Genomic DNA, 19010 nt, shown 5'->3' on the forward strand with positions numbered 1-19010 from the left:
CAGGCCCACGGCCCGGGCCCACGCGCCATAGATCCGCCCCCCGGCGCCCGAGCTACCCGCCCCGGGCCCCCGCCGCTACCTCACTTGAGCCGAGATCACGCTCATCACTGCCGTGTCGGCCAGGGTCGTCGTGTCACCGACCTCGCGGCCCTCGGCGACGTCGCGCAGCAATCGCCGCATGATCTTGCCCGACCGGGTCTTGGGAAGCTCGCCGACGATGAACACATCGCGCGGTCGCGCAATCGGCCCGATCTGCTGGCTCACCCACTGGCGCAGGGTGCCCGCGAGGCCCTCCGGTGAGTGCGCATCGAGATAACTCTGCTTGATGATGACGAAGGCGACCACCGCCTGGCCGGTCGTCTCGTCGGAGGCTCCGACCACCGCCGCCTCGGCGACGGCCTCGTTGGCGACGAGCGCGGACTCGATCTCGGTGGTCGACAGGCGATGACCCGAAACGTTCATGACATCGTCCACGCGGCCGAGGAACCAGACGTCGCCATCCTCGTCGAGGCGCGCGCCGTCGCCGGCGAAGTAGTAGCCCTGCTGCTGGAACTTCTGCCAGTAGGTCTCGACGAACCGGTCCGGGTCGCCCCAGATCCCGCGCAGCATCGCCGGCCATGGCTCGGTGATCACCAGGAGCCCGCCGTTGCCGTTGCCCACATGGTTGCCGTCATCATCGACGACGTCGATCCCGATTCCGGGCAGGGGCACCTGAGCGCTGCCCGGCTTGGTCTCGGTGACGCCGGGAAGCGCGGAGACCATCATCGCGCCGGTCTCGGTCTGCCACCAGGTGTCGATGATCGGGGCGGAATCTGCGCCGATGACATGGCGGTACCACATCCATGCCTCGGGGTTGATGGATTCGCCCACCGAGCCGAGCAGCCTGATCGAGGACAGATCGAACTGCTCCGGGACATGACGACCGATCTTCATGAACGAGCGTATGGCGGTGGGCGCGGCATAGAGGATCGTGACGCCGTACTTCTCCACGATCTCCCACCAGCGGCCCGGGTGCGGGACATCCGGCGTTCCCTCGTACAGCACCTGCGTCGTGCCGTTCGCGAGCGGACCGTAGACCACGTACGAGTGCCCCGTGACCCAGCCGATGTCGGCCGTGCACCAGAACACGTCCGTCTCGGGGTGGATGTCGTGCGCGACCTTGTGCGTGAACGCCGCCTGCGTCAGGTAGCCGCCGGAGGTGTGCAGGATGCCCTTGGGCTTTCCGGTCGTGCCCGATGTGTAGAGGATGAAGAGCGGGTTCTCGGCCGGAAAGGGTTGCGCGACATGCTCGGGGGATGCCGCCGGCACGGCCTCGTGCCACCAGATGTCGCGGTCCGGATCCCACGAGATCTCGTCACCCGTCCGGCGCACGACGAGCACGTGTTCGACGCTCTCCTGGGGGCCGGCGCCCCGGTCGCCCAACGCCTGGTCGACGGCCGGCTTGAGCGGCGACGTCCGCGCCTTGCGGTAGCCGCCGTCGGAGGTGATGACGAGCTTGGCGCCCGCGTCGTCGATGCGCGCCCGCAGGCTGTCGGCGGAGAAGCCGCCGAAGACGACCGAGTGGATGGCGCCGATCCGCGCGACGGCGAGCATCGCGGCGATCGCCTCGGGAATCATCGGCATGTAGATCGCGACGCGGTCGCCGCGGCCGATGCCGAGCCCTTCGAGAACGTTCGAGACGCGCTTGACCTCCTCGGTCAGGTCAGCGTAGGTGATTCGCCGGGAGTCGCCCGGCTCGCCCTCCCAGAGGAGCGCGACGCGGTCGCCGCGCCCCGCCTCGACATGACGATCCAGGCAGTTGTAGGCGACGTTGAGCTCGCCGTCGGCGAACCACTGCGCGAACGGGGGGTTCGACCAGTCGAGCGTCTGCGTGAACGGGGTGTCCCAGTGCAGCGCGCGCGCCTGCTCGGCCCAGAAGGCTTCGCGATCCGCGGCGGCTTGAGCGTAGAGGTCTGCGTTCGCCACGGCATCCGCTGCGAACGCTGCCGACGGGGCGAATCTGCGGGTCTCGTTGAGGAGGTGATCGATCTGGCTGCTCATGGGCGCGCTCCTTTGCGGCGTGCGGTGGCGACCCTGGCTCGGACTGGCGGGTACGCCGACGGTGCGTCGACATCCATCGGGGACGACGTGACGTTCACTGCCTTCGATAGTAGTTGCCGCATCGGCAGAGCCGCAGTCCGATGACGCAGACGGTCTGCGGATGGATGCCGCCACGCCTCCTGCGAGGCATGTCCTGTCCTCCTCCACAGGCGGCATGCGGGCGGATCTCTCCACCGATCGCCCTCTTCCGCCACCGCGGCGATCGACCGCGACCTACCGTCGGATCATGTCGGATCCCTTCATCGTTCGCCCGCGTCGGCTCGTCCCCGAGGCGGTGCGGCGCGGTGGAGCACCCACCGAGGCCGGTCTCCCGCGTGAGGCCGCGCGGCCGCGGCCGCTGCCCGCGCACCCCGCCCTGGATCCGCTGCGCACGCTCCTGGCCGATCCTGAGGTGACCGACGTCTTCATCAACGGTGCCGATGGGCTCTTCGCCGACCGGGGCGGCGGCGCCGAACGCGTCGCAGGGTGGACGCTCGGGCAGGATGGCGTGCGGGCGCTCGCCGTCGATCTGATCGCCATCGGCGGCAGGCACCTCGATGACGCGACCCCGCTGGTCGATGTGCGCTGGGAGCACGGCGCGCGGGTCCACGCCGTGCTGGCTCCCGTCGCATGCACGGGCGCGGCCATCTCGATCCGGCTCCCGCAGGTCGACCTGCCCGACCTCGACGATCTCGGCCGCCGCGGCATGTTCGATGCGGCCACCGGCGCGCGGCTGGAAGCGCTCATAGCCGGACGCAAGAACCTGCTGGTCACGGGGGCCACGGGCACGGGCAAGACGACGCTTCTTGCGGCGCTGCTCGGCCGCGTGCCCGCGAGCGAGCGCATCATCACGATCGAAGATGTGGCCGAGCTCCGTCTCCGGCACCCGCACCACGTGCGGCTCGAGGCGCGTCAGCCCAACCTCGAGGGGGCCGGGGGAGTCTCGCTCGCGCGCCTCGTGCGGGAGGCGCTGCGGATGCGACCCGATCGGCTCGTCGTGGGGGAGTGCCGCGGAGAAGAGGTGCGCGAGCTCCTCACGGCGCTCAATACGGGGCATGACGGCGGGGCGGGCACGGTCCACGCGAGCGGGATCGGTGATCTGCCGGCCCGCCTCGAGGCTTTGGGAGCGCTCGCCGGCATGGACGATCACGCGGTCGCGCGCCAGGTGGTCAGCGCCATCGGCGTGATCGTGCACGTCGGCCGCGATGCCGGCGGCATCCGTCGTGTGCTCGGCCTCGCGCGTCCCGTTCTGCGGGCGGGGCGGCTCGATGTCGAGGAGGAGACGTGAGCGATCAGGATGCCGCCGATGCGGCCACCGTCGTGCAGCGACTCGCCGTGCTCCTCGAGGCGGGGGTGTCCCCGGTGAACGCCTGGGTGTATGCAGCCGAAGACGGTGAACCGGTCGCCGTCGCGGTGGCCGCCGAGGTGCGCGCCGGCGTGGGACCCGGTGCAGCCCTGGCCGCGATGCCCGGATCGTGGCGCGAGGTCGCGGTGGCGTGGCGCGTTGCCGAGACCGTGGGAGCGCCGCTCGCTCCGAGCCTGCGCCGCTTCGCCGACGCGCTGCGCGATGCCCAGCAGTCTCGCGACGACGTGGCCGTCGCGCTCGCCGACCCGGCGGCGACGGCGAAGCTCGTGGCATGGCTGCCGCTCGTGGCGATCGCACTCGGCTTGGCCCTCGGATTCGACGTGACCGCGACGTTCACCAATCCGGTCGGCATCGCCTGCGTCGTCGCCGGGGTCGCGCTCATGGTCGCTGCGCGCCTCTGGACCCGGCGCCTCGTCGGCCGCGCGCAGCCGGGCGAGGACATCGCGGGACTGCAGGGCGACGTCGTGGCGATCGCACTGACCGGAGGGGTCTCGATCGAACGCGCCCTCACGGTGGTCGCCGAGTGCGGGGGCGGAGCGCCCGAGCCCGAGACAGAGCGCGTGCTGGCGCTGTCGCGTCGTGCCGGCGCGCCGGCGGTCGATCTGCTCAGGGCGTCCGCCGCCGACGCGCGCCGTCGCGTGCGGACGGAGGGCAGGCTCCGCGCCTCTCGCCTGAGTGCACGCCTGCTGCTGCCGCTCGGGGTGTGCACGTTGCCGTCCTTCCTCCTGCTCGGCGTCGGACCGATGCTGCTGTCGGTCCTCTCCGGCACGATGCCCGTGCTCGTTTCCCCCTGATGTGCCCGTCCCGCCACCGATCGAAGGAGAAGAAATGACCCGTTCCACCCGCACCGATCTTCCGCGTCTGACCCGTCGGAGCGTCGCGGCGCTCTATGCCGACGAGGAGGGTGCCGCCACGGCCGAGTATGCGGTCGCCACGATGGCGGCCGTGGCCTTCGCCGGATTGCTCGTCGTCATCATGCGCTCGGACGAGGTCCGCGGCATCCTGACCGATCTCATCCGACGCGCGCTGACGGTGGCCTGACGGTGCGGCGCGACGATCGGGGGGCGGTCGCGGCCGAGTTCGCGGTCGTCGTGCCCGCCGTCGTGCTCGTCGTCGCGCTGACGGCCGGCACCCTCTCGGCGTCCGGCCGTCAGGTGCGCCTCGAACAGGCCGCCGCGCAGGCGGCGCGAGTCGTCGCGCGGGGCGAGGGGACCGACCGTGCGGCGGCCGTGGTCGCATCGATCGCCGGCGCGGCCTCGGTCAGCATCCACGCCGACGGCGACCTGATGTGCGCCGAAGTGGTGGCGGCGGTCCCGCTGCCGCTTCCGCTGCCGCCGCTCCGGGCGGCGTCGTGCGCGCTCTCGGACGGGCGCTGACGTGAGGGCGATCTGATGTCCGGGACGGCTCTGTCCGTCGGCGCACTCGCGCTCACGGCGACGCTCGCGGTCGGGTGCGCGTCGATGGGAGCGGCCGCCGCGCACGCGACGCGCCTATCCGGTCTCGCGGATGCCGCCGCCCTGGCCGCGGCCGATTCGGCCTCGGGCGCGACCTCCGGTGTTCCCTGCGAGCGGGCGGCTGAGATCGCCGCCCGGGGCGGGGCATCCCTGGCGCTGTGCGATGTGAGCGGACTCGTCGCGACCGTCCGCCTCGAGGCGGGTTTCGGGCTGCTGCCGGCGGCGGCGCGCGCCCGCGCCGGGCCGCCGCCGTGATCGGTCGCGGCTGCTCCCAGCATCCTCATGTGCGCCCGGTGTGTATGGTGTGCATCGAAGAAAGGACGCCACGTGGCAGCGCGCACGGCAACCGGCAAGAAGCTCGTCATCGTCGAGTCTCCGACGAAGATGAGGTCGATTCAGGGATACCTGGGCGATGGATACGAGGTGCTCAGCTCGGTGGGTCACATCCGTGATCTCGCCGAGAAGAAGGACATTCCCGCGGAACTCAAGAAGACCTCGGTCGGCAAGTACTCGATCGACATCGAGAACGGATTCACCCCTCTATATGTCGAGAGCGATCGCGGCAAGAAGACCGTCGCCGAGCTCAAGCGCGCGCTGAAGACGGCCGACGAACTCCTGCTTGCGACCGATGAGGACCGCGAGGGCGAAGCCATCGCATGGCATCTGCTCGAGGCGCTCAAGCCGAAGGTGCCCGTCAAGCGCATGGTCTTCCACGAGATCACGCAGGACGCCATCCGCGCCGCCGTCGAGAACACCCGTGAGCTCGACCTCGCCCTCGTCGACGCGCAGGAGACGCGCCGCATCCTCGATCGTCTCTACGGGTGGGACGTGTCCGATGTCACGCGCCGCAAGGTGGGGCAGGGCACCTCCGCCGGACGGGTGCAGTCCGCAGCGACGCGCCTCGTGGTCGATCGGGAGCGCGAGCGCATCGCGTTCGTGTCGGCCTCGTACTGGGACGTCGAGGCCGTCGCCGGTACGACCGGCTCCGGCCCCGGGAGCACCGAACGGTTCGGCACCCGACTCGCGCGGCTCGACGGCGTCCCGCTCGCGCGCGGCACCGACTTCGACGATCGCGGAGAGCTGAAGAAGGCGGTCGTGGTCCTCACCGAGGAGCAGGCGCGCACGGTCGCCGCGGCGATCGGGGCGGACGGCTCCGCGACGGTCACGGCCGTCGAGGCGAAGCCCGGCACGCGCAGCCCCAAGCCGCCCTTCACGACCTCGACCCTGCAGCAGGAAGCGGGACGCAAGCTCTCGATGAGCGCCAAGCACGCCATGGGTGTCGCGCAGCGGCTCTACGAGAAGGGGTACATCACCTATATGCGCACCGACTCGACGGCCCTGTCGACGCAGGCTGTCGCGGCGGCGCGCGCGCAGGCCGTAGAACTCTACGGCGACCGCGCGGTACCGCCGAACCCGCGCAGCTACCGCAACAACAGCAAGAACGCACAAGAGGCGCACGAAGCGATCCGGCCCTCCGGTGAGGCGTTCCGCACGCCGGCGTCCGTGTCGGGCGGCCTCGACCGCGACGAGCTGCGCATGTACGACCTCATCTGGAAGCGCACGATCGCCAGTCAGATGGCGGATGCGAAGTACGAGACCACGACCGTCACGCTCGAGACCTCGGCGGCCGGCCAGGTCGCGGCGTTCACGGCATCCGGCACCGTGTACACCTTCAAGGGATTCCTCGAGGCCTACGAAGAGGGCCGCGACGAGAAGCGCGCCGATGCGGACCGCGACGAGGACCAGTCGCTGCCGGTCCTGGCGGTCGGCGATGCCCTGCACCTGACCGACGTGGAGCCGAAAGGCCACGCGACCAGTCCCAAGCCCCGCTACACCGAGGCGAGCCTGGTGAAGGCGCTCGAAGAGAAGGGCATCGGGCGCCCCTCGACGTTCGCGAGCATCATCGACGTCATCCTCAACCGCGGCTACGTCACCAAGCGCGGGCAGGCCCTGATCCCGAGCTGGCTGGCGTTCAGCATCGTCCGGCTGCTGGAGCAGCACTTCGCCGATCTCGTCGACTACGACTTCACGGCGGCACTGGAAGACGACCTCGACGCGATCGCGCGCGGTGAGCAGCAGCGGGTCGACTGGCTGAACGAGTTCTACTTCGGCTCGGACAACCACGTGGGCTTGCGCAACATCGTCGACAACCTCGGTGAGATCGATGCGCGCGAGATCAACGCGAACCCGATCGGCGACGTCGCCACGCTGCGCTTCGGCAAGTACGGGCCCTACCTCGAAGTCCCGGTCGAGGACGGCAGCACCCGCATCGTCAGCGTCCCCGAAGATCTGGCGCCCGATGAGCTGACGCCCGAGAAGGCGCAAGAGCTCATCGACGCGCCGATCGCGGGCGACCGCGTGCTGGGGCAGCATCCCGAGACCGGTCTGGACATCGTCGTGAAAGACGGCCGGTTCGGCCCCTACCTCGAAGAGGTGCTGCCGCCCGTCCAAGAACCCGTCGTCGATCCGGACGCGCCGCCGAAGCGCGGCGCGAAGAAGGACCTGGCGCCCAAACCGCGACGCGCATCGCTGTTCAAGAGCATGTCGCCCGAGACGATCGACCTCGACACCGCGCTGAAGCTCTTCTCGCTGCCCCGCACGGTGGGGCTGGACCCCGAGACCCAGACGCCCATCACGGCGCAGAACGGACCCTACGGTCCGTACATCAAGAGGGGCACCGATTCGCGGTCGATCGCGAGCGAAGACCTCATCTTCGATCTGACCCTCGAGCAGGCGCTCGAGATCTACGCTCAGCCCAAGTACGCCAACCGGGCGGCAACATCGATCAAAGAGTTCGAGGCGGACCCGGTCAGCGAAAAGCCGATCCGCATCAAGGACGGCCGATTCGGCGCGTACGTCACCGACGGCACGACGAATGTGACCATCCCGCGCGGGCAGACCCCCGACGACATCACCTTCGAGATCGCGGTGCAGATGCTCGCCGACAAGCGCGCCAAGGGCCCCGCCCCCAAGCGCACGACCCGCCGCGCGGCGACGACGCGCAAGCCCGCCGCCAGAAAATGACCGGTCCGCGTCCGGTCCCCGCGCCGGTCGAGGGGCTGTGGGTCACGTTCGAGGGCGGTGACGGCTCGGGCAAGACGACGCAGGCCGCTCTGCTCGAGATGTGGCTGCGCGAACAGGGGCGCGCCGTCGTCCGCACCCGCGAGCCGGGTGGCACGGAGGTCGGCGATCTCGTGCGCGCCATCGTCCTGCATCACCGCGGAGAGGTCGCCCCCCGCGCCGAGGCGCTGCTGTACGCGGCCGACCGCGCGCAGCACGTGGCGACACTGGTTCGCCCGGCGCTCGCGCGCGGCGAGGTCGTCATCCAGGACCGCTACCTCGATTCGTCGGTCGCCTACCAGGGCGCCGGCAGGGTGCTGGATGCCGCCGAGATCCGCGAGCTGTCGCTCTGGGCCGCCGAGGGCGCGCTCCCGGATGTCACCGTGCTGCTCGATCTGGATCCGGCGGACGCCCGCCGGCGCCTGGAGGCGGACGACAAGCCGTTCGATCGCCTGGAAGCGGAGCAGGCCGACTTCCACGAGCGCGTGCGCGCGGCATTCCTCGGCCTGGCCGTCGGCGAACCGGACCGCTTCCTGGTCCTCGACGCCGCTCGCCCGGTCGAGGAGCTCGCCGCGGCCGTGCGCGCCCGCGTCGGCGACGCCCTGGGCTCGCCCCGTGGGCCTCGGGGCCGTGGCTGATCGCGCGTCGGCGGCACCGCTTAGGCTGGACCACATGCCTGCAGTCGCCGCGTCCACGCTGCCGTGGGGCGATGTCTGGGGGCAGGACGACGCGCTCGCCCAGCTGAAGGCCGCGGCGGACGATCCGGCGCAGCTCGCACACGCCTGGCTCATCACCGGGCCTCCGGGGTCGGGGCGCTCGACGCTCGCCTACGCCTTCGCCGCGGCGCTGATCGCCGAGCCCGGGGACGACGCGGCGATGCATCAGGTGCTCGCCGGCACGCATCCCGATCTGACCGCCTTGCGCACCGAGGGCGTCATCATCTCGATCAAGGACGCGCGCGCCCTCGTCGAGCGGTCCTATTTCTCTCCGTCCCTCGGGCGCCACCGTGTCATGGTCGTGGAAGACGCCGACCGCATGGTGGAGCGGACGAGCAATGTGCTGCTGAAGGCGCTCGAGGAGCCGCCCGAGCGCACCGTGTGGATCCTCTGCGCGCCGAGCGATGCCGACCTGTTGCCGACGATCCGCTCGCGTGTGCGCACGCTGCGGCTGCGCGAGCCCGAGGTCGACGATGTCGCGCGGCTGATCGTCGCGCGCACCGGCGTGGATGAGGCCGTCGCCGAGCAGTCCGCGCGTCTCGCGCAGCGGCACATCGGCATGGCTCAGCGGCTGGCGACGGATGCCGACGCACGCGCCCGACGCGACGAGACGCTCCGGCGGGTGCTCTCCGTCCGCGGCGTGGGCGATGCGGTGGAGACGGCCGCCCGGATCGTTCAGCTGGCCACGGACGATGCCACAGCGCTCACCTCCGAACGCGACGACCTCGAGCGCTCGACCCTGCTGCGCACACTCGGCATCGGCGCCGGGGCCGCTGTGCCTCCCGCGGTGCGCGGCCAGCTGAGTGCCCTCGCGGACGACCAGAAGCGGCGGGCGACGCGGAGCCTGCGCGACGGCATCGACCGGGTGCTGACCGATCTCGAGTCGATGTTCCGCGACGTGCTCATGCTGCAGCTGGGTCGCTCGGATGATCTCATCAACCTCGAGCTGGGAGAAGAGCTGACGACCCTCGCCGGCGCATGGACGCCCGGGCACACCCTCTCCGTGCTCGACCGCATCGCTGCGACCCGCACGAACCTCGAGGGCAACGCAGCCCCGGTACTCGCTCTCGAAAGCATGCTCGTGACCGTCGCGAGCGGAAGGACCCCGTGACGAATCCCCGACGTCTCCTCACCGTCGTGGCGGGCCTCGCCGTCGTCGCCGCCGCCCTCAGCGGCTGCCTGTACGCCGCCATTCCGCCGGAGTCCGCGGCGACGACCGCGCCGAGTCGCGAGCCCGACCTGAGCGGTGTGCCGGTCGGCTTCGAGGACTTCTACAGCCAGAGGCTGGACTGGACGAGTTGCGTGGGCGCGGACTCGGCATCCTACGATTGCGCGATCGTGACGGCGCCGCTCGACTGGGCCGACCCGGACGCGGGCACGATCGACCTCGCGATCATCCGCCGCGCCGCGACGAGCGGCACCGCGCTCGGGTCGCTCTTGACCAACCCCGGGGGTCCGGGTGCCAGCGGGTACGATCTGATCGCCGGCTCGGCGACCTTCGCGGTCAGTGCTCCGGTGCTCGACGCCTTTGACGTCATCGGATTCGATCCGCGGGGTGTCGGCCGCTCGACGGCCGTGACCTGCCTCGACGCCGCCGCCATGGATGCGGTCCTCTACGACATCCCCGCCGAGCCGCGCGACAGCGAGGGGTGGACGGCTGAGCTCACGCAGCGCAACAGGGATTTCGTCGCGGCCTGCGAGGCGAACTCCGGCGGCATCCTTCCGTACATCACGACCGACAACTCGGCGCGTGACATGGACCTGCTGCGCGGTGTGCTGGGCGACCCGAAGCTCAACTACCTGGGGTACTCGTACGGCACTTTCCTCGGCGCGACCTACGCCAAGCTGTTCCCGGAGCGGGTCGGACGACTCGTGCTGGACGGCGCGATCGACCCGTCGGTGTCGGGTCTGGACGTCGGGACCACTCAGGCGGTCGGATTCGAGTCAGCGCTGCGTGCCTACATGGCCGACTGCGTGGGCGGTGACGACTGTCCGTTCTCCGGCACGGTCGACGAAGCGATGGCCGATCTCGGCACGCTGCTGGCGAGCGTCGATGCGTCGCCGCTGCCGGGCCCCGATGGGCGGATGCTGGGCGCCGACACCCTGCTGACCGGCATCATCGCCGCGCTCTACGCTCAGGAGAGCTGGCCCTACCTCACCCAGGCCCTCGCGGAAGCCCTGCAGGGCACCGCGGCGACCGCGTTCCAGCTCGCCGACTTCTACAACGGCCGCCGGGCGGACGGCACCTACTCCGACAACTCGACCGAGGCGTTCCGGGCGTACAACTGCATGGACTACCCGCTCGACGCCTCGCCTGCCGATCAGGATGCCGCCAACGCGAAGGTCGCCGCCGAAGCCCCGACGATCGCGCCGTACTGGCTGGGCGTGGATGTCTGCGAGGTGTGGCCGTATCCGCCCACCGGGGTGCGCGAGACGATCACGGCCGACGGCGCGGCGCCGATCGTCGTGGTCGGCACGACCAACGATCCGGCCACGCCGTACGCCTGGGCGGTGTCGCTGGCCGCGCAGCTGTCGTCCGGTGTGCTGATCACCCGTGAGGGCGAGGGGCACACCGGCTACAACAAGGGCAATGCGTGCGTCGATGCCGCGGTGGAGGCCTACCTCGTCGCCGGGAGCGTCCCCGCTGCCGACGTCACGTGCGGGCCCTGATCCCGTTCTCCGGCATCGGATTCACCCTGTAGGATCGATGATCGTGCATGGCGCTCCGGCGGCTTGCGCCGCCTTAGCTCAGACGGCAGAGCGATTCACTCGTAATGAATAGGTCAAGGGTTCGATTCCCTTAGGCGGCTCCATCAGTTCCCCCGGGAGGAGAACACCGTGGATCACACGGTCGACGTCCTCTTCGAGATCTTCTCGTGGGTCGGTTTGGGCGGCTTTCTCGTCCTCGGTGCGGCTGCCGTGATCCTGTGGGCGCTCGACGGGACGTGGATGCCGGCCGAGGCGATCGTGGACCGCGACAGCGGCGAGCCGATCCTGCGCTGGTTCGACGGCGACGGCGACGCCAACAGCGCCGTGCCGGCATCCGCCGACCTCGTGGCGCTCTCATCGCGGACGACCGTGACGATCTGGTACCGCCACGGCTGGCGCGACCGGATGCGGCTGACGCCGCGTCGGCCGGCCCTGCGCGCCGTGATGATCGGCGCGGCGGCCATGCTGGCGCTGGCGACCGTGGCGTTCGTCGCGGGGTGGGTCCTGCTCGCGGCCGCGGGATGATCGGACGAGCTCATTTTGCTAGATAAGCTAGCAAAATGAGCTCGAATCCCTCGCGCTGGCTGCGCATCGGCATCCCCGTTCTCCTCGTCCTCATCTGGCTCGTGGGAGGAGCCATCGGAGGGCCGACCTTCGGCCGGGTGGATGAGGTCGCGACGAACGAACAGTCCTCGTTCCTCCCGGCCAGCGCCGAGGCGACGCAGGTGCAAGAGCGTCTGGCCGACTTCACCGGAGGCGACACGGTGCCCGCCGTCGTGGTGATCACGGGCGACGGGGAGCTCTCCGCGGAGCAGCAGACTCAGATCGGCCAAGCCGTCATGACGCTCGGCGACATCTCGGGCGTGGGCGAGCTGTCGCCGCCGATCGTGTCGGATGACGGCGCAGCCGCGCAGGTGTTCGTCCCCATCGAGTCGACCGGCGATGTCGGCGAGACGGTGGAGGAGATGCGGGCGTCGCTCGCCGCTGATCTCCCGGCCGGCCTTGACGCGTGGGTGACGGGACCGGCGGGGTTCACAGCCGACCTTGTGGCCGGTTTCCTCGGCATCGACGGGCTGCTCCTCGGAGTCGCCCTCGGCGCGGTCTTCGTGATCCTCGTGCTCGTCTACCGGTCTCCGCTGCTGCCCGTGCTCGTGCTCCTCGCCTCGACCTTCGCGCTGTGCGTCGCGCTCCTGACCGTGTTCTGGCTCGCGAAGGCAGACATCGTCGTGCTCAACGGGCAGGTTCAGGGCATCCTCTTCATCCTCGTGATCGGTGCCGCCACGGACTACGCCCTCTTGTACGTGGCCCGATTCCGTGAGGCCATCGGATCGGGCCTGCACCGCTGGGACGCGACCGTGCGCGCCTGGAAGGGGGCCTTCGAGCCGATCGTCGCCTCCGGCGGCACCGTCATCGCCGGTCTCCTCTGCCTGCTGCTGAGCGACCTGGCGAGCAATCGCGCGCTCGGCCCGATCGCCTCGATCGGCATCGCGTTCTCGGTGCTGTCGGCGCTGACCTTCCTTCCCGCGCTTCTCGCGCTCGTGGGCCGGGGTGCGTTCTGGCCATTGATCCCGAAGACCGGTGCGACCGACCTGCCCGACGACCTCACACGGCCGGTCGCCGGCTTCTGGCCGCGCCAGGCGCGTTTCGTCGCCCGGCACGCTCGACCGGTCTGGATCATCTGCACGGTCGTGCTGCTGACGGCATCCGTCGGTCTCCTGCAGCTGAAGGCGGACGGGGTGCCGGCACGTGACCTGGTCCTCGGCGCATCTGACGCCCGCGAGGGGCAGGACGTGCTCGCCGAGCACTTCCCGGCCGGGTCCGGGAGCCCCGCATACGTCATCGTCCCCGAGCGGGCACTGGCGGACGCCGTCGGAGTGCTCGAGGCGGATGCCGGGATCGACGCCGTCTCCGTCGTCTCGGCGGACAGCCCGACCGGGCAGGTTTCGGTCGTCGTCGAGCGAGGGGATCCGGTCTTCACGGTCCAGGGCCCGCCGGGAACCGCGGCACCTTCGCCGACCGTCTCGAACGGCGACGTTCTCGTCGTGGGCACCCTCGCCGATCAGGCGGACTCGCTCGCCGCCGAAGAAACCGTGCGTTCGCTGCGCGCCGAGCTCGCTGCGGCTGTCGGCGACGGTGCGGCACTCGTCGGCGGCGCGACCGCTGTCGGCGTCGACACCAACGACACGTCGATCCGCGACCGGATGGTGATCATCCCGACGATCCTCGTCGTGATCCTCCTGATCCTCATGCTGCTGCTGCGCGCGGTCCTCGCGCCGGTGCTGCTGGTGCTCAGTGTCATCGTGTCGTTCGGTGCGGCCCTCGGCGTGAGTGCGCTCGCGTTCACTCACGTATTCGGCTTTCCGGGGGCGGATCCTGCGGTGCCGCTGTACGGGTTCGTGTTCCTCGTCGCCCTCGGAGTCGACTACAACATCTTCCTGATGTCGCGGGTGCGCGAAGAGTCGCTCGCCCACGGGACGAGACCCGGCATCCTGCGCGGTCTCGTCGCCACGGGCGGCGTGATCACCTCGGCGGGACTCGTCTTGGCGGCGACCTTCGCGGCGCTCGGCGTGATTCCGATCCTCTTCCTGGCGCAGATCGCGTTCATCGTCGCGTTCGGCGTGCTGCTGGACACTTTCGTCGTGCGCTCGCTCCTGGTGCCGGCGCTGTCGTATGACATCGGCGCGGCCATCTGGTGGCCGTCCAAGTTCTCGCGCGGCGACTCGCCCGCGCCACCGGATCACCCGGTCGAGGTGATGACCCGAGCAGAGTACCGGGCTACGCTCGAAGCATGACCCGGGCCCTGTTCATCGTCGACGTGCAGAACGACTTCACGGAGGGCGGGGCGCTCGGTGTCGAAGGGGGAGATGCGGTGGCCGAACGGATCTCCCGGTTCCTGGTGGTCCGGGCGGGCGATTACGAGATCGTCGTCGCGTCGCGCGACTGGCATGATCCCGATTCCGACAACGGCGGCCACTTCTCCGCCGCGCCGGACTTCACCGGCACCTGGCCGCCGCACTGCATCGCCGGCACCGGCGGGGCGGAGTACGACGGGGGGTTCGACGCATCCGCCGTGACCCACCACCTCAAAAAGGGACAGGGCCGGCCCGCCTACTCGCTTTTCGAGGGGCGCACCGACGACGGCCGCACCGCGAGCGCGCTGCTCGAGGAACACGGCATCCTCGACATCGATGTCGTCGGGATCGCGACGGACTTCTGCGTGCGGGCTTCGGCGCTCGATGCGATCGCCGCGGGTCGCCGCATCCGCGTCTTCACCGATCTGATCGCCGGCGTGCACCCGGAATCGAGCGACGCCGCGCTCGCAGAACTCGCCCATGCGGGCGCCGAACTCCTGGAGAGCAGACGATGAGCACACCGGCAGGCTGGTATCCCGATCCGTCCGGCGCGGCCGGCACGCGCTGGTGGGACGGCGCTCAGTGGACGCCGCACACGATCGTCCCCGCCGTGCCGCGAGCGAAGGTCGATGTGCCGACCGACACGGTGTGGATCTGGCTGGCGACCGCCGCGTCGGTCGCCCCGTTCTTCTCGGTCTTCCTGCTGGACGCGCGGGGCTTCATCGACGCGGTCGCGGCCACGGCCGCCATCGGGCGGGGGTCGTCCTACCTGCTCTCGTGGCAGCTGAACGCGCTCGTCGTCTCGCTGGTGGGCTGGGGCGCGATCGCGCTGTACATCGTCTTCAGCTGGCTGGACTGGCGCGAGCTGGGCCGACGCGGAGTGGTTCAGCCGTTTCACTGGGCCTGGTCGTTCTTCGGCCTCTTGGTCTACTTGATCGGTCGCTCGGTCGTCCTGCGCGACCGCGTCGTGAAGGCATCGTCGGCGCCGCTGTGGGTGTGGATCGCCGCGACCGTCGTGGGCTTCGCCGTGGTGCTCGCGTGGGTCTTCTGGTTCATCGGCGCGGTGATCGCGGTCTTCTCCCAGTACAGCTGACCTGTCGCTCGGCGAAGTCGCCGCGATGCGGTGGGCCCCGTGGGGCTCGAACCCACGACCCGCGGATTAAAAGTCCGATGCTCTACCGACTGAGCTAGAGGCCCGCGAACTCCCAGCCTACTTGGCGCGAACGCCCCTCGGCACACGAACGCCGCCGGAGGCCCGAAGGCCCCCGGCGGCGTCTCCCCGTATCCGGGCTCGGCCCGGATCGGGATTACTCGGTCGGCGGCATCAGCACCGTGTCGACGAGGTAGACCACGGCGTTGGCGGTCTGGACGCCACCGCAGATGACGGTCGAGTCGTTGACCATCAGGTTGTCACCGGATCCGGTGACCTCGAGGTCGGCGCCTTGCACGGTCGTGTGCGTTCCGGCGATGTCCGCCGGCTCGATCTGGCCGGGGACCACGTGGTACGTCAGGATCTTGCTGAGCAGGTCGCTGTCGGTCTTGAGCGTCTCGATGGTCGCGGGGTCGATCTTGGCGAACGCGTCGTCGACCGGAGCGAAGACCGTGAACTCGCTGCCGTTGAGCGTGTCGACGAGGTTCACGTCGGGGTTCAGCTGCCCGCTGACCGCCGAGACGAGGGTCGTCAGAAGGGGATTGTTGGATGCGGCCACCGCCACCGGGTCCTGCGACATCCCCTGGATCGATCCGTCGCCGCTCGGCACGGCGTCCGCGTAGGCGGCGCAGCCGTCGCCGACGAGGTTGGCTGCCGGGTCCATCTCCATCGCTTCGGGAGTGGCCTCCATCGTCGCCGACGAGCTGGGCTCGGCCGTCGTCGACCCCGTCGAACATGCCGAGAGCGCGAATGCGCCGGCGACCGCGAGGGTCAGAGCTGCCGTGATCTTCTTCTTGGTGCTGAGCATGATGTCCTCCGTGACTCATGGGCCGCTTCTTGCGGCCTCAGGAGTGCTTCGGAGCCACGCCCGGATCGGATGGGAGAAATCTCAGAAATCTTTTCCGCGTCGCTCCGCCCAATCCGATCGGGCCCCGGCGACGAAGAGTCCTCGACAGGAACGAGGCACGCATGGACGTCATCATCATCGGTCTGCTGGGCGGACTGATCACGGGAATCTCCCCGTGCATCCTTCCGGTGCTGCCGGTCATCTTCTTGACGGGAGGTGCGCAGTCGGCGCGGATCGAGGGGCAGCCGATGGCGTCGCCGCCGCGCAGCCGTCCGTACCTCGTCATCCTGGGCCTGGTGCTCAGCTTCACGCTGGTGACGCTCGCCGGGTCCCTCATCCTCGGTGCGCTGAACCTGCCACAGGACCTCCTGCGGTGGCTGGGCATCATCGTGCTGATCCTCATCGGAATCGGACTGCTCATCCCGAAGGTCGAAGAACTGCTCGAGCGCCCGTTTCAGTGGATCCCCCGCCGCGAGGTCGGCAACGGAGGCAGCGGGTTCGGCGTCGGCCTGGCGCTCGGCGCCGTCTTCGTCCCGTGCGCCGGTCCGGTTCTGGCGGCGATCATCGTCGCCGGCGCAACCGGGCGCATCGGAATCGACACGGTCCTGTTGACGGTGGCCTTCGCGGTCGGCGTCGCCGTGCCGCTGCTGTTCTTCGCGCTGGCCGGTCGTGGCGTCATCGAGCGCATCAAGGCGTTCCGCCGTCGCGAGCGTGGCCTGCGCATCGCGGCGGGCGTCGCGATGCTCGCGCTCGCCGTCGGCCTCGTCTTCAACGTGCCTCAGGCCCTGCAGCGCCTGCTTCCCGACTACACGGCGCAGCTGCAGACCGACCTGACCGACAACGAACAGGCGGCGCAGGCGCTCGGTCTCGGAGGGCTCGTGACCGACGAGAACCGCGAACTGGCGAACTGCACCAACGGCGCGGAGGAGCTCGAGTCGTGCGGCACGGCGCCGGCGATCCGGGGGATCGAGAAGTGGCTGAACACGCCGGACGGCGCGCCCGTCGATCTGGCGGACCTCCGCGGCAAGGTCGTCCTGATCGACTTCTGGGCGTACTCGTGCATCAACTGCCAGCGTTCGATCCCGCACGTCGTCGCGTGGGATGAGGCCTACCGTGACTCCGGCCTGGAGGTCATCGGCATCCACTCTCCCGAGTACGCCTTCGAGAAGGATGCCGGCAACGTCGCCGCCGGCGCGAAGAACTTCGCGATCGAGTACCCCGTCGCCCTCGACAACAACCTGTCGACGTGGACGGCGTACCGCAACCGCTACTGGCCCGCGCACTACCTCATCGACGCATCCGGCACGGTGCGGCACATCTCGTTCGGCGAGGGCAACTACGCCGCGACCGAGAAGATGATCCGCACGCTGCTGGACGATGCCGACCCCGGCATCACCCTGCCGCCGACCACGGATGTCGCCGACGAGACACCGGACAGCGGATCGACGACCCCCGAGACCTTCCTCGGGTCGTCGAAAGACGTCACCTACGGGGGAGACGGTCGTTACGGCGCGGGAGAAGCGGACTTCTCCTACCCTGACGAGCAGCCGCAGGACACGTTCGCGCTCGACGGGGCGTGGAACGTGCAGACGCAGTTCGCGACGCCGGCGGGAGACTCGGGCGGCATCCGGCTCACCTACCGCGGCGCCGACGTACGGATCGTCGCCGCCGGTGAAGGCACCGTATCGGTGCGGATCGACGGGAAGGATGCCGATGACATCGCCGTGGGCGGCACACCCCGCTCGTACGAGCTGCTGGGCGGCGACGACCCGCGCACCGGCGTGATCGAGCTGATGGTTCCCGCGGGCGTCGACGTGTATTCCTTCACTTTCGGATGAGGACGGGGGCAGCAGATGTCCGCGCCGCGGAGCCCGCATGGTGCATGCTGGAGGGGATGGTCATCGACGGCATGGACGTTCCCGAGGACGGGTCTGAGACGGACCGTGTCGGGGAGCTTCTGGTGAGCACCGCCGAGGGGGACGACGCCGCGTTCGCGCGGCTGTACGACCTGCTCTCTCCCCGGGTCTTCGGCCTGATCCTCCGGGTCCTGGTCGACCGCGCGCAGAGCGAGGAAGTCCTCCAGGAGGTCTTCCTGGAGATCTGGCAATCCGCCGGCGCGTTCGCTCCGAATAAGGGGCAGGGACGGACCTGGGTGCTCACGATGGCCCACCGACGCGCGGTCGACCGCGTTCGCTCGGCGCAGTCCGCCGGTGAACGGGATGTGCGGGTCGGGATGCGCGAGTTGAGCACGTCGGTCGCCGCCGTCGAGGAGCAGGTGGAGCTGCGACTCGAGAGCCGGCGGGTGACGCGTGCGCTGGGGACTCTGCCTGAGCCGCAGCGCGAAGCGATCACGCTGGCCTACTACGGCGGATACTCGCAGAGTGAGATCGCGGCGCTGGTGGGAGCGCCGCTGGGAACGATAAAGACGAGAATGCGTGACGGACTGTCGCGCTTGAGGGCCGAGATGGGGGTGATGTCGTGAACGAGCAGGAGTTCGCCGAGCTGTCGGCCGGACACGCCCTGTCCGCGCTGTCGCCCGACGATGAGCGCGCATACGCCGCAGCCCTGGCCGCGCACCCCGAGTGGGCGGCGATCACCGAGGCCGACGGGCTCGCTGCTGCCGCGCTGGCCGACGGCGCGGCGGAGGTCGCGCCCCCGCTCGCCGCGCGGTCTCAGCTGCTGCGGATCATCCGTCAAGACCCCCGCGTCGCCAAGGATCAGACGATCGTGCCCGTGGCCCAGGATGACTCGGCCGGGAGCGAGTCGGCCGGGAGCGA

At 70.1% G+C, this 19010-nt stretch carries 17 protein-coding genes, 2 tRNA genes and 1 pseudogene; 17 read left to right on the plus strand and 3 right to left on the minus strand.

The window, feature by feature from the left end; all coding sequences use genetic code 11:
• Window positions 1-75 precede the first annotated feature (75 nt).
• Window positions 76-2040 carry an acetate--CoA ligase gene (acs, locus tag QZV81_RS00650; RefSeq protein WP_292830949.1) on the minus strand — a complete coding sequence of 655 codons (1965 nt, stop codon included), beginning with the start codon at window positions 2038-2040 and terminating at the stop codon, window positions 76-78.
• Window positions 2041-2326: 286 nt separating this feature from the next.
• Here acs and QZV81_RS00655 point away from each other — a divergent pair, with 286 nt between their 5' ends.
• The 14 genes from QZV81_RS00655 (at window position 2327) to QZV81_RS00720 (ending at window position 15329) form a co-directional block, all read left to right on the plus strand.
• Complete coding sequence (locus QZV81_RS00655; protein ID WP_292830952.1) at window positions 2327-3367, plus strand: TadA family conjugal transfer-associated ATPase; 1041 nt, start codon at window positions 2327-2329, stop codon at window positions 3365-3367.
• A complete protein-coding gene (locus tag QZV81_RS00660) occupies window positions 3364-4239 on the plus strand; it encodes a type II secretion system F family protein (RefSeq protein WP_292830955.1) in 876 nt (291 codons plus the stop codon). Before QZV81_RS00655 ends, QZV81_RS00660 begins: the two co-directional genes overlap by 4 nt.
• Before the next feature lie 34 nt (window positions 4240-4273).
• Window positions 4274-4486 (plus strand): DUF4244 domain-containing protein, encoded by a 213-nt coding sequence (locus QZV81_RS00665; protein ID WP_292830958.1) that lies wholly within the window; start codon window positions 4274-4276, stop codon window positions 4484-4486.
• 2 nt (window positions 4487-4488) lie between these two features.
• Entirely contained in the window at window positions 4489-4821 is a 333-nt protein-coding gene (locus tag QZV81_RS00670) for a TadE family type IV pilus minor pilin (RefSeq protein WP_292830961.1), read from the plus strand.
• Between the two features lie 15 nt (window positions 4822-4836).
• Window positions 4837-5154: a helicase gene (locus QZV81_RS00675; RefSeq protein WP_292830964.1), complete on the plus strand. Its 318-nt coding sequence runs from the start codon at window positions 4837-4839 to the stop codon at window positions 5152-5154.
• A 72-nt stretch (window positions 5155-5226) separates the two neighbouring features.
• Entirely contained in the window at window positions 5227-7923 is a 2697-nt protein-coding gene (gene topA / locus QZV81_RS00680) for a type I DNA topoisomerase (protein WP_292830967.1), read from the plus strand.
• On the plus strand, window positions 7920-8597 hold the full coding sequence (gene tmk / locus QZV81_RS00685) for a dTMP kinase (RefSeq protein ID WP_292830970.1): 678 nt from the start codon (window positions 7920-7922) through the stop codon (window positions 8595-8597). The genes topA and tmk overlap by 4 nt, the downstream gene beginning before the upstream one ends.
• Window positions 8598-8631: 34 nt before the next feature.
• Window positions 8632-9786, plus strand: coding sequence for a DNA polymerase III subunit delta' (locus tag QZV81_RS00690; protein ID WP_292830973.1), 1155 nt, complete (start codon window positions 8632-8634; stop codon window positions 9784-9786).
• On the plus strand, window positions 9783-11345 hold the full coding sequence (locus tag QZV81_RS00695) for an alpha/beta hydrolase (protein ID WP_292830976.1): 1563 nt from the start codon (window positions 9783-9785) through the stop codon (window positions 11343-11345). The genes QZV81_RS00690 and QZV81_RS00695 overlap by 4 nt, the downstream gene beginning before the upstream one ends.
• A 67-nt stretch (window positions 11346-11412) precedes the next feature.
• A tRNA-Thr gene (locus QZV81_RS00700) sits at window positions 11413-11488 on the plus strand.
• 25 nt (window positions 11489-11513) lie between these two features.
• Entirely contained in the window at window positions 11514-11909 is a 396-nt protein-coding gene (locus tag QZV81_RS00705) for a hypothetical protein (protein ID WP_292830978.1), read from the plus strand.
• Window positions 11910-11944: 35 nt separating this feature from the next.
• Window positions 11945-14176, plus strand: coding sequence for an MMPL family transporter (locus QZV81_RS00710; RefSeq protein ID WP_292830981.1), 2232 nt, complete (start codon window positions 11945-11947; stop codon window positions 14174-14176).
• Window positions 14173-14751 (plus strand): isochorismatase family protein, encoded by a 579-nt coding sequence (locus QZV81_RS00715; protein ID WP_292830984.1) that lies wholly within the window; start codon window positions 14173-14175, stop codon window positions 14749-14751. The genes QZV81_RS00710 and QZV81_RS00715 overlap by 4 nt, the downstream gene beginning before the upstream one ends.
• Window positions 14748-15329 (plus strand): DUF2510 domain-containing protein, encoded by a 582-nt coding sequence (locus QZV81_RS00720; RefSeq protein WP_292830986.1) that lies wholly within the window; start codon window positions 14748-14750, stop codon window positions 15327-15329. The genes QZV81_RS00715 and QZV81_RS00720 overlap by 4 nt, the downstream gene beginning before the upstream one ends.
• A 31-nt stretch (window positions 15330-15360) precedes the next feature.
• On the opposite strand, the gene QZV81_RS00725 is transcribed toward QZV81_RS00720, so the two are convergent.
• Together QZV81_RS00725 and QZV81_RS00730 are read right to left on the minus strand one after the other, a co-directional pair.
• Window positions 15361-15433 (minus strand) — tRNA-Lys (locus tag QZV81_RS00725).
• 110 nt (window positions 15434-15543) lie between these two features.
• Window positions 15544-16194, minus strand: coding sequence for a fasciclin domain-containing protein (locus QZV81_RS00730; protein ID WP_292830989.1), 651 nt, complete (start codon window positions 16192-16194; stop codon window positions 15544-15546).
• 161 nt (window positions 16195-16355) lie between these two features.
• Between QZV81_RS00730 and QZV81_RS00735 the strand changes: the two genes are divergently transcribed.
• The 3 genes and pseudogenes from QZV81_RS00735 to QZV81_RS00745 form a co-directional block, all read left to right on the plus strand.
• Window positions 16356-18071 (plus strand): cytochrome c biogenesis protein DipZ, encoded by a 1716-nt coding sequence (locus QZV81_RS00735; RefSeq protein WP_292830992.1) that lies wholly within the window; start codon window positions 16356-16358, stop codon window positions 18069-18071.
• 44 nt (window positions 18072-18115) lie between these two features.
• Window positions 18116-18715: an ECF RNA polymerase sigma factor SigK gene (gene sigK, locus QZV81_RS00740; RefSeq protein WP_292831166.1), complete on the plus strand. Its 600-nt coding sequence runs from the start codon at window positions 18116-18118 to the stop codon at window positions 18713-18715.
• Window positions 18712-19010, plus strand: a pseudogene (locus tag QZV81_RS00745) (anti-sigma factor); the annotation flags it as partial. The gene sigK and the pseudogene QZV81_RS00745, both read left to right, overlap by 4 nt.

This window comes from Microbacterium sp. (genome assembly GCF_011620665.1).
In the GTDB taxonomy this organism is placed as follows: Bacteria; Actinomycetota; Actinomycetes; order Actinomycetales; family Microbacteriaceae; genus Microbacterium.

What these genes read in the sequence shown, in the direction of transcription:
- acs (WP_292830949.1), bottom strand. Translation starts at nt 2,040, where the DNA reads ATGAGCAGCCAGATCGATCACCTCCTCAACGAGACCCGCAGATTCGCC.
- QZV81_RS00655 (WP_292830952.1), top strand. Translation starts at nt 2,327, where the DNA reads ATGTCGGATCCCTTCATCGTTCGCCCGCGTCGGCTCGTCCCCGAGGCG.
- QZV81_RS00665 (WP_292830958.1), top strand. Translation starts at nt 4,274, where the DNA reads ATGACCCGTTCCACCCGCACCGATCTTCCGCGTCTGACCCGTCGGAGC.
- QZV81_RS00675 (WP_292830964.1), top strand. Translation starts at nt 4,837, where the DNA reads ATGTCCGGGACGGCTCTGTCCGTCGGCGCACTCGCGCTCACGGCGACG.
- tmk (WP_292830970.1), top strand. Translation starts at nt 7,920, where the DNA reads ATGACCGGTCCGCGTCCGGTCCCCGCGCCGGTCGAGGGGCTGTGGGTC.
- QZV81_RS00690 (WP_292830973.1), top strand. Translation starts at nt 8,632, where the DNA reads ATGCCTGCAGTCGCCGCGTCCACGCTGCCGTGGGGCGATGTCTGGGGG.
- QZV81_RS00710 (WP_292830981.1), top strand. Translation starts at nt 11,945, where the DNA reads ATGAGCTCGAATCCCTCGCGCTGGCTGCGCATCGGCATCCCCGTTCTC.
- QZV81_RS00715 (WP_292830984.1), top strand. Translation starts at nt 14,173, where the DNA reads ATGACCCGGGCCCTGTTCATCGTCGACGTGCAGAACGACTTCACGGAG.
- QZV81_RS00720 (WP_292830986.1), top strand. Translation starts at nt 14,748, where the DNA reads ATGAGCACACCGGCAGGCTGGTATCCCGATCCGTCCGGCGCGGCCGGC.
- QZV81_RS00730 (WP_292830989.1), bottom strand. Translation starts at nt 16,194, where the DNA reads ATGCTCAGCACCAAGAAGAAGATCACGGCAGCTCTGACCCTCGCGGTC.
- QZV81_RS00735 (WP_292830992.1), top strand. Translation starts at nt 16,356, where the DNA reads ATGGACGTCATCATCATCGGTCTGCTGGGCGGACTGATCACGGGAATC.
- sigK (WP_292831166.1), top strand. Translation starts at nt 18,116, where the DNA reads ATGCTGGAGGGGATGGTCATCGACGGCATGGACGTTCCCGAGGACGGG.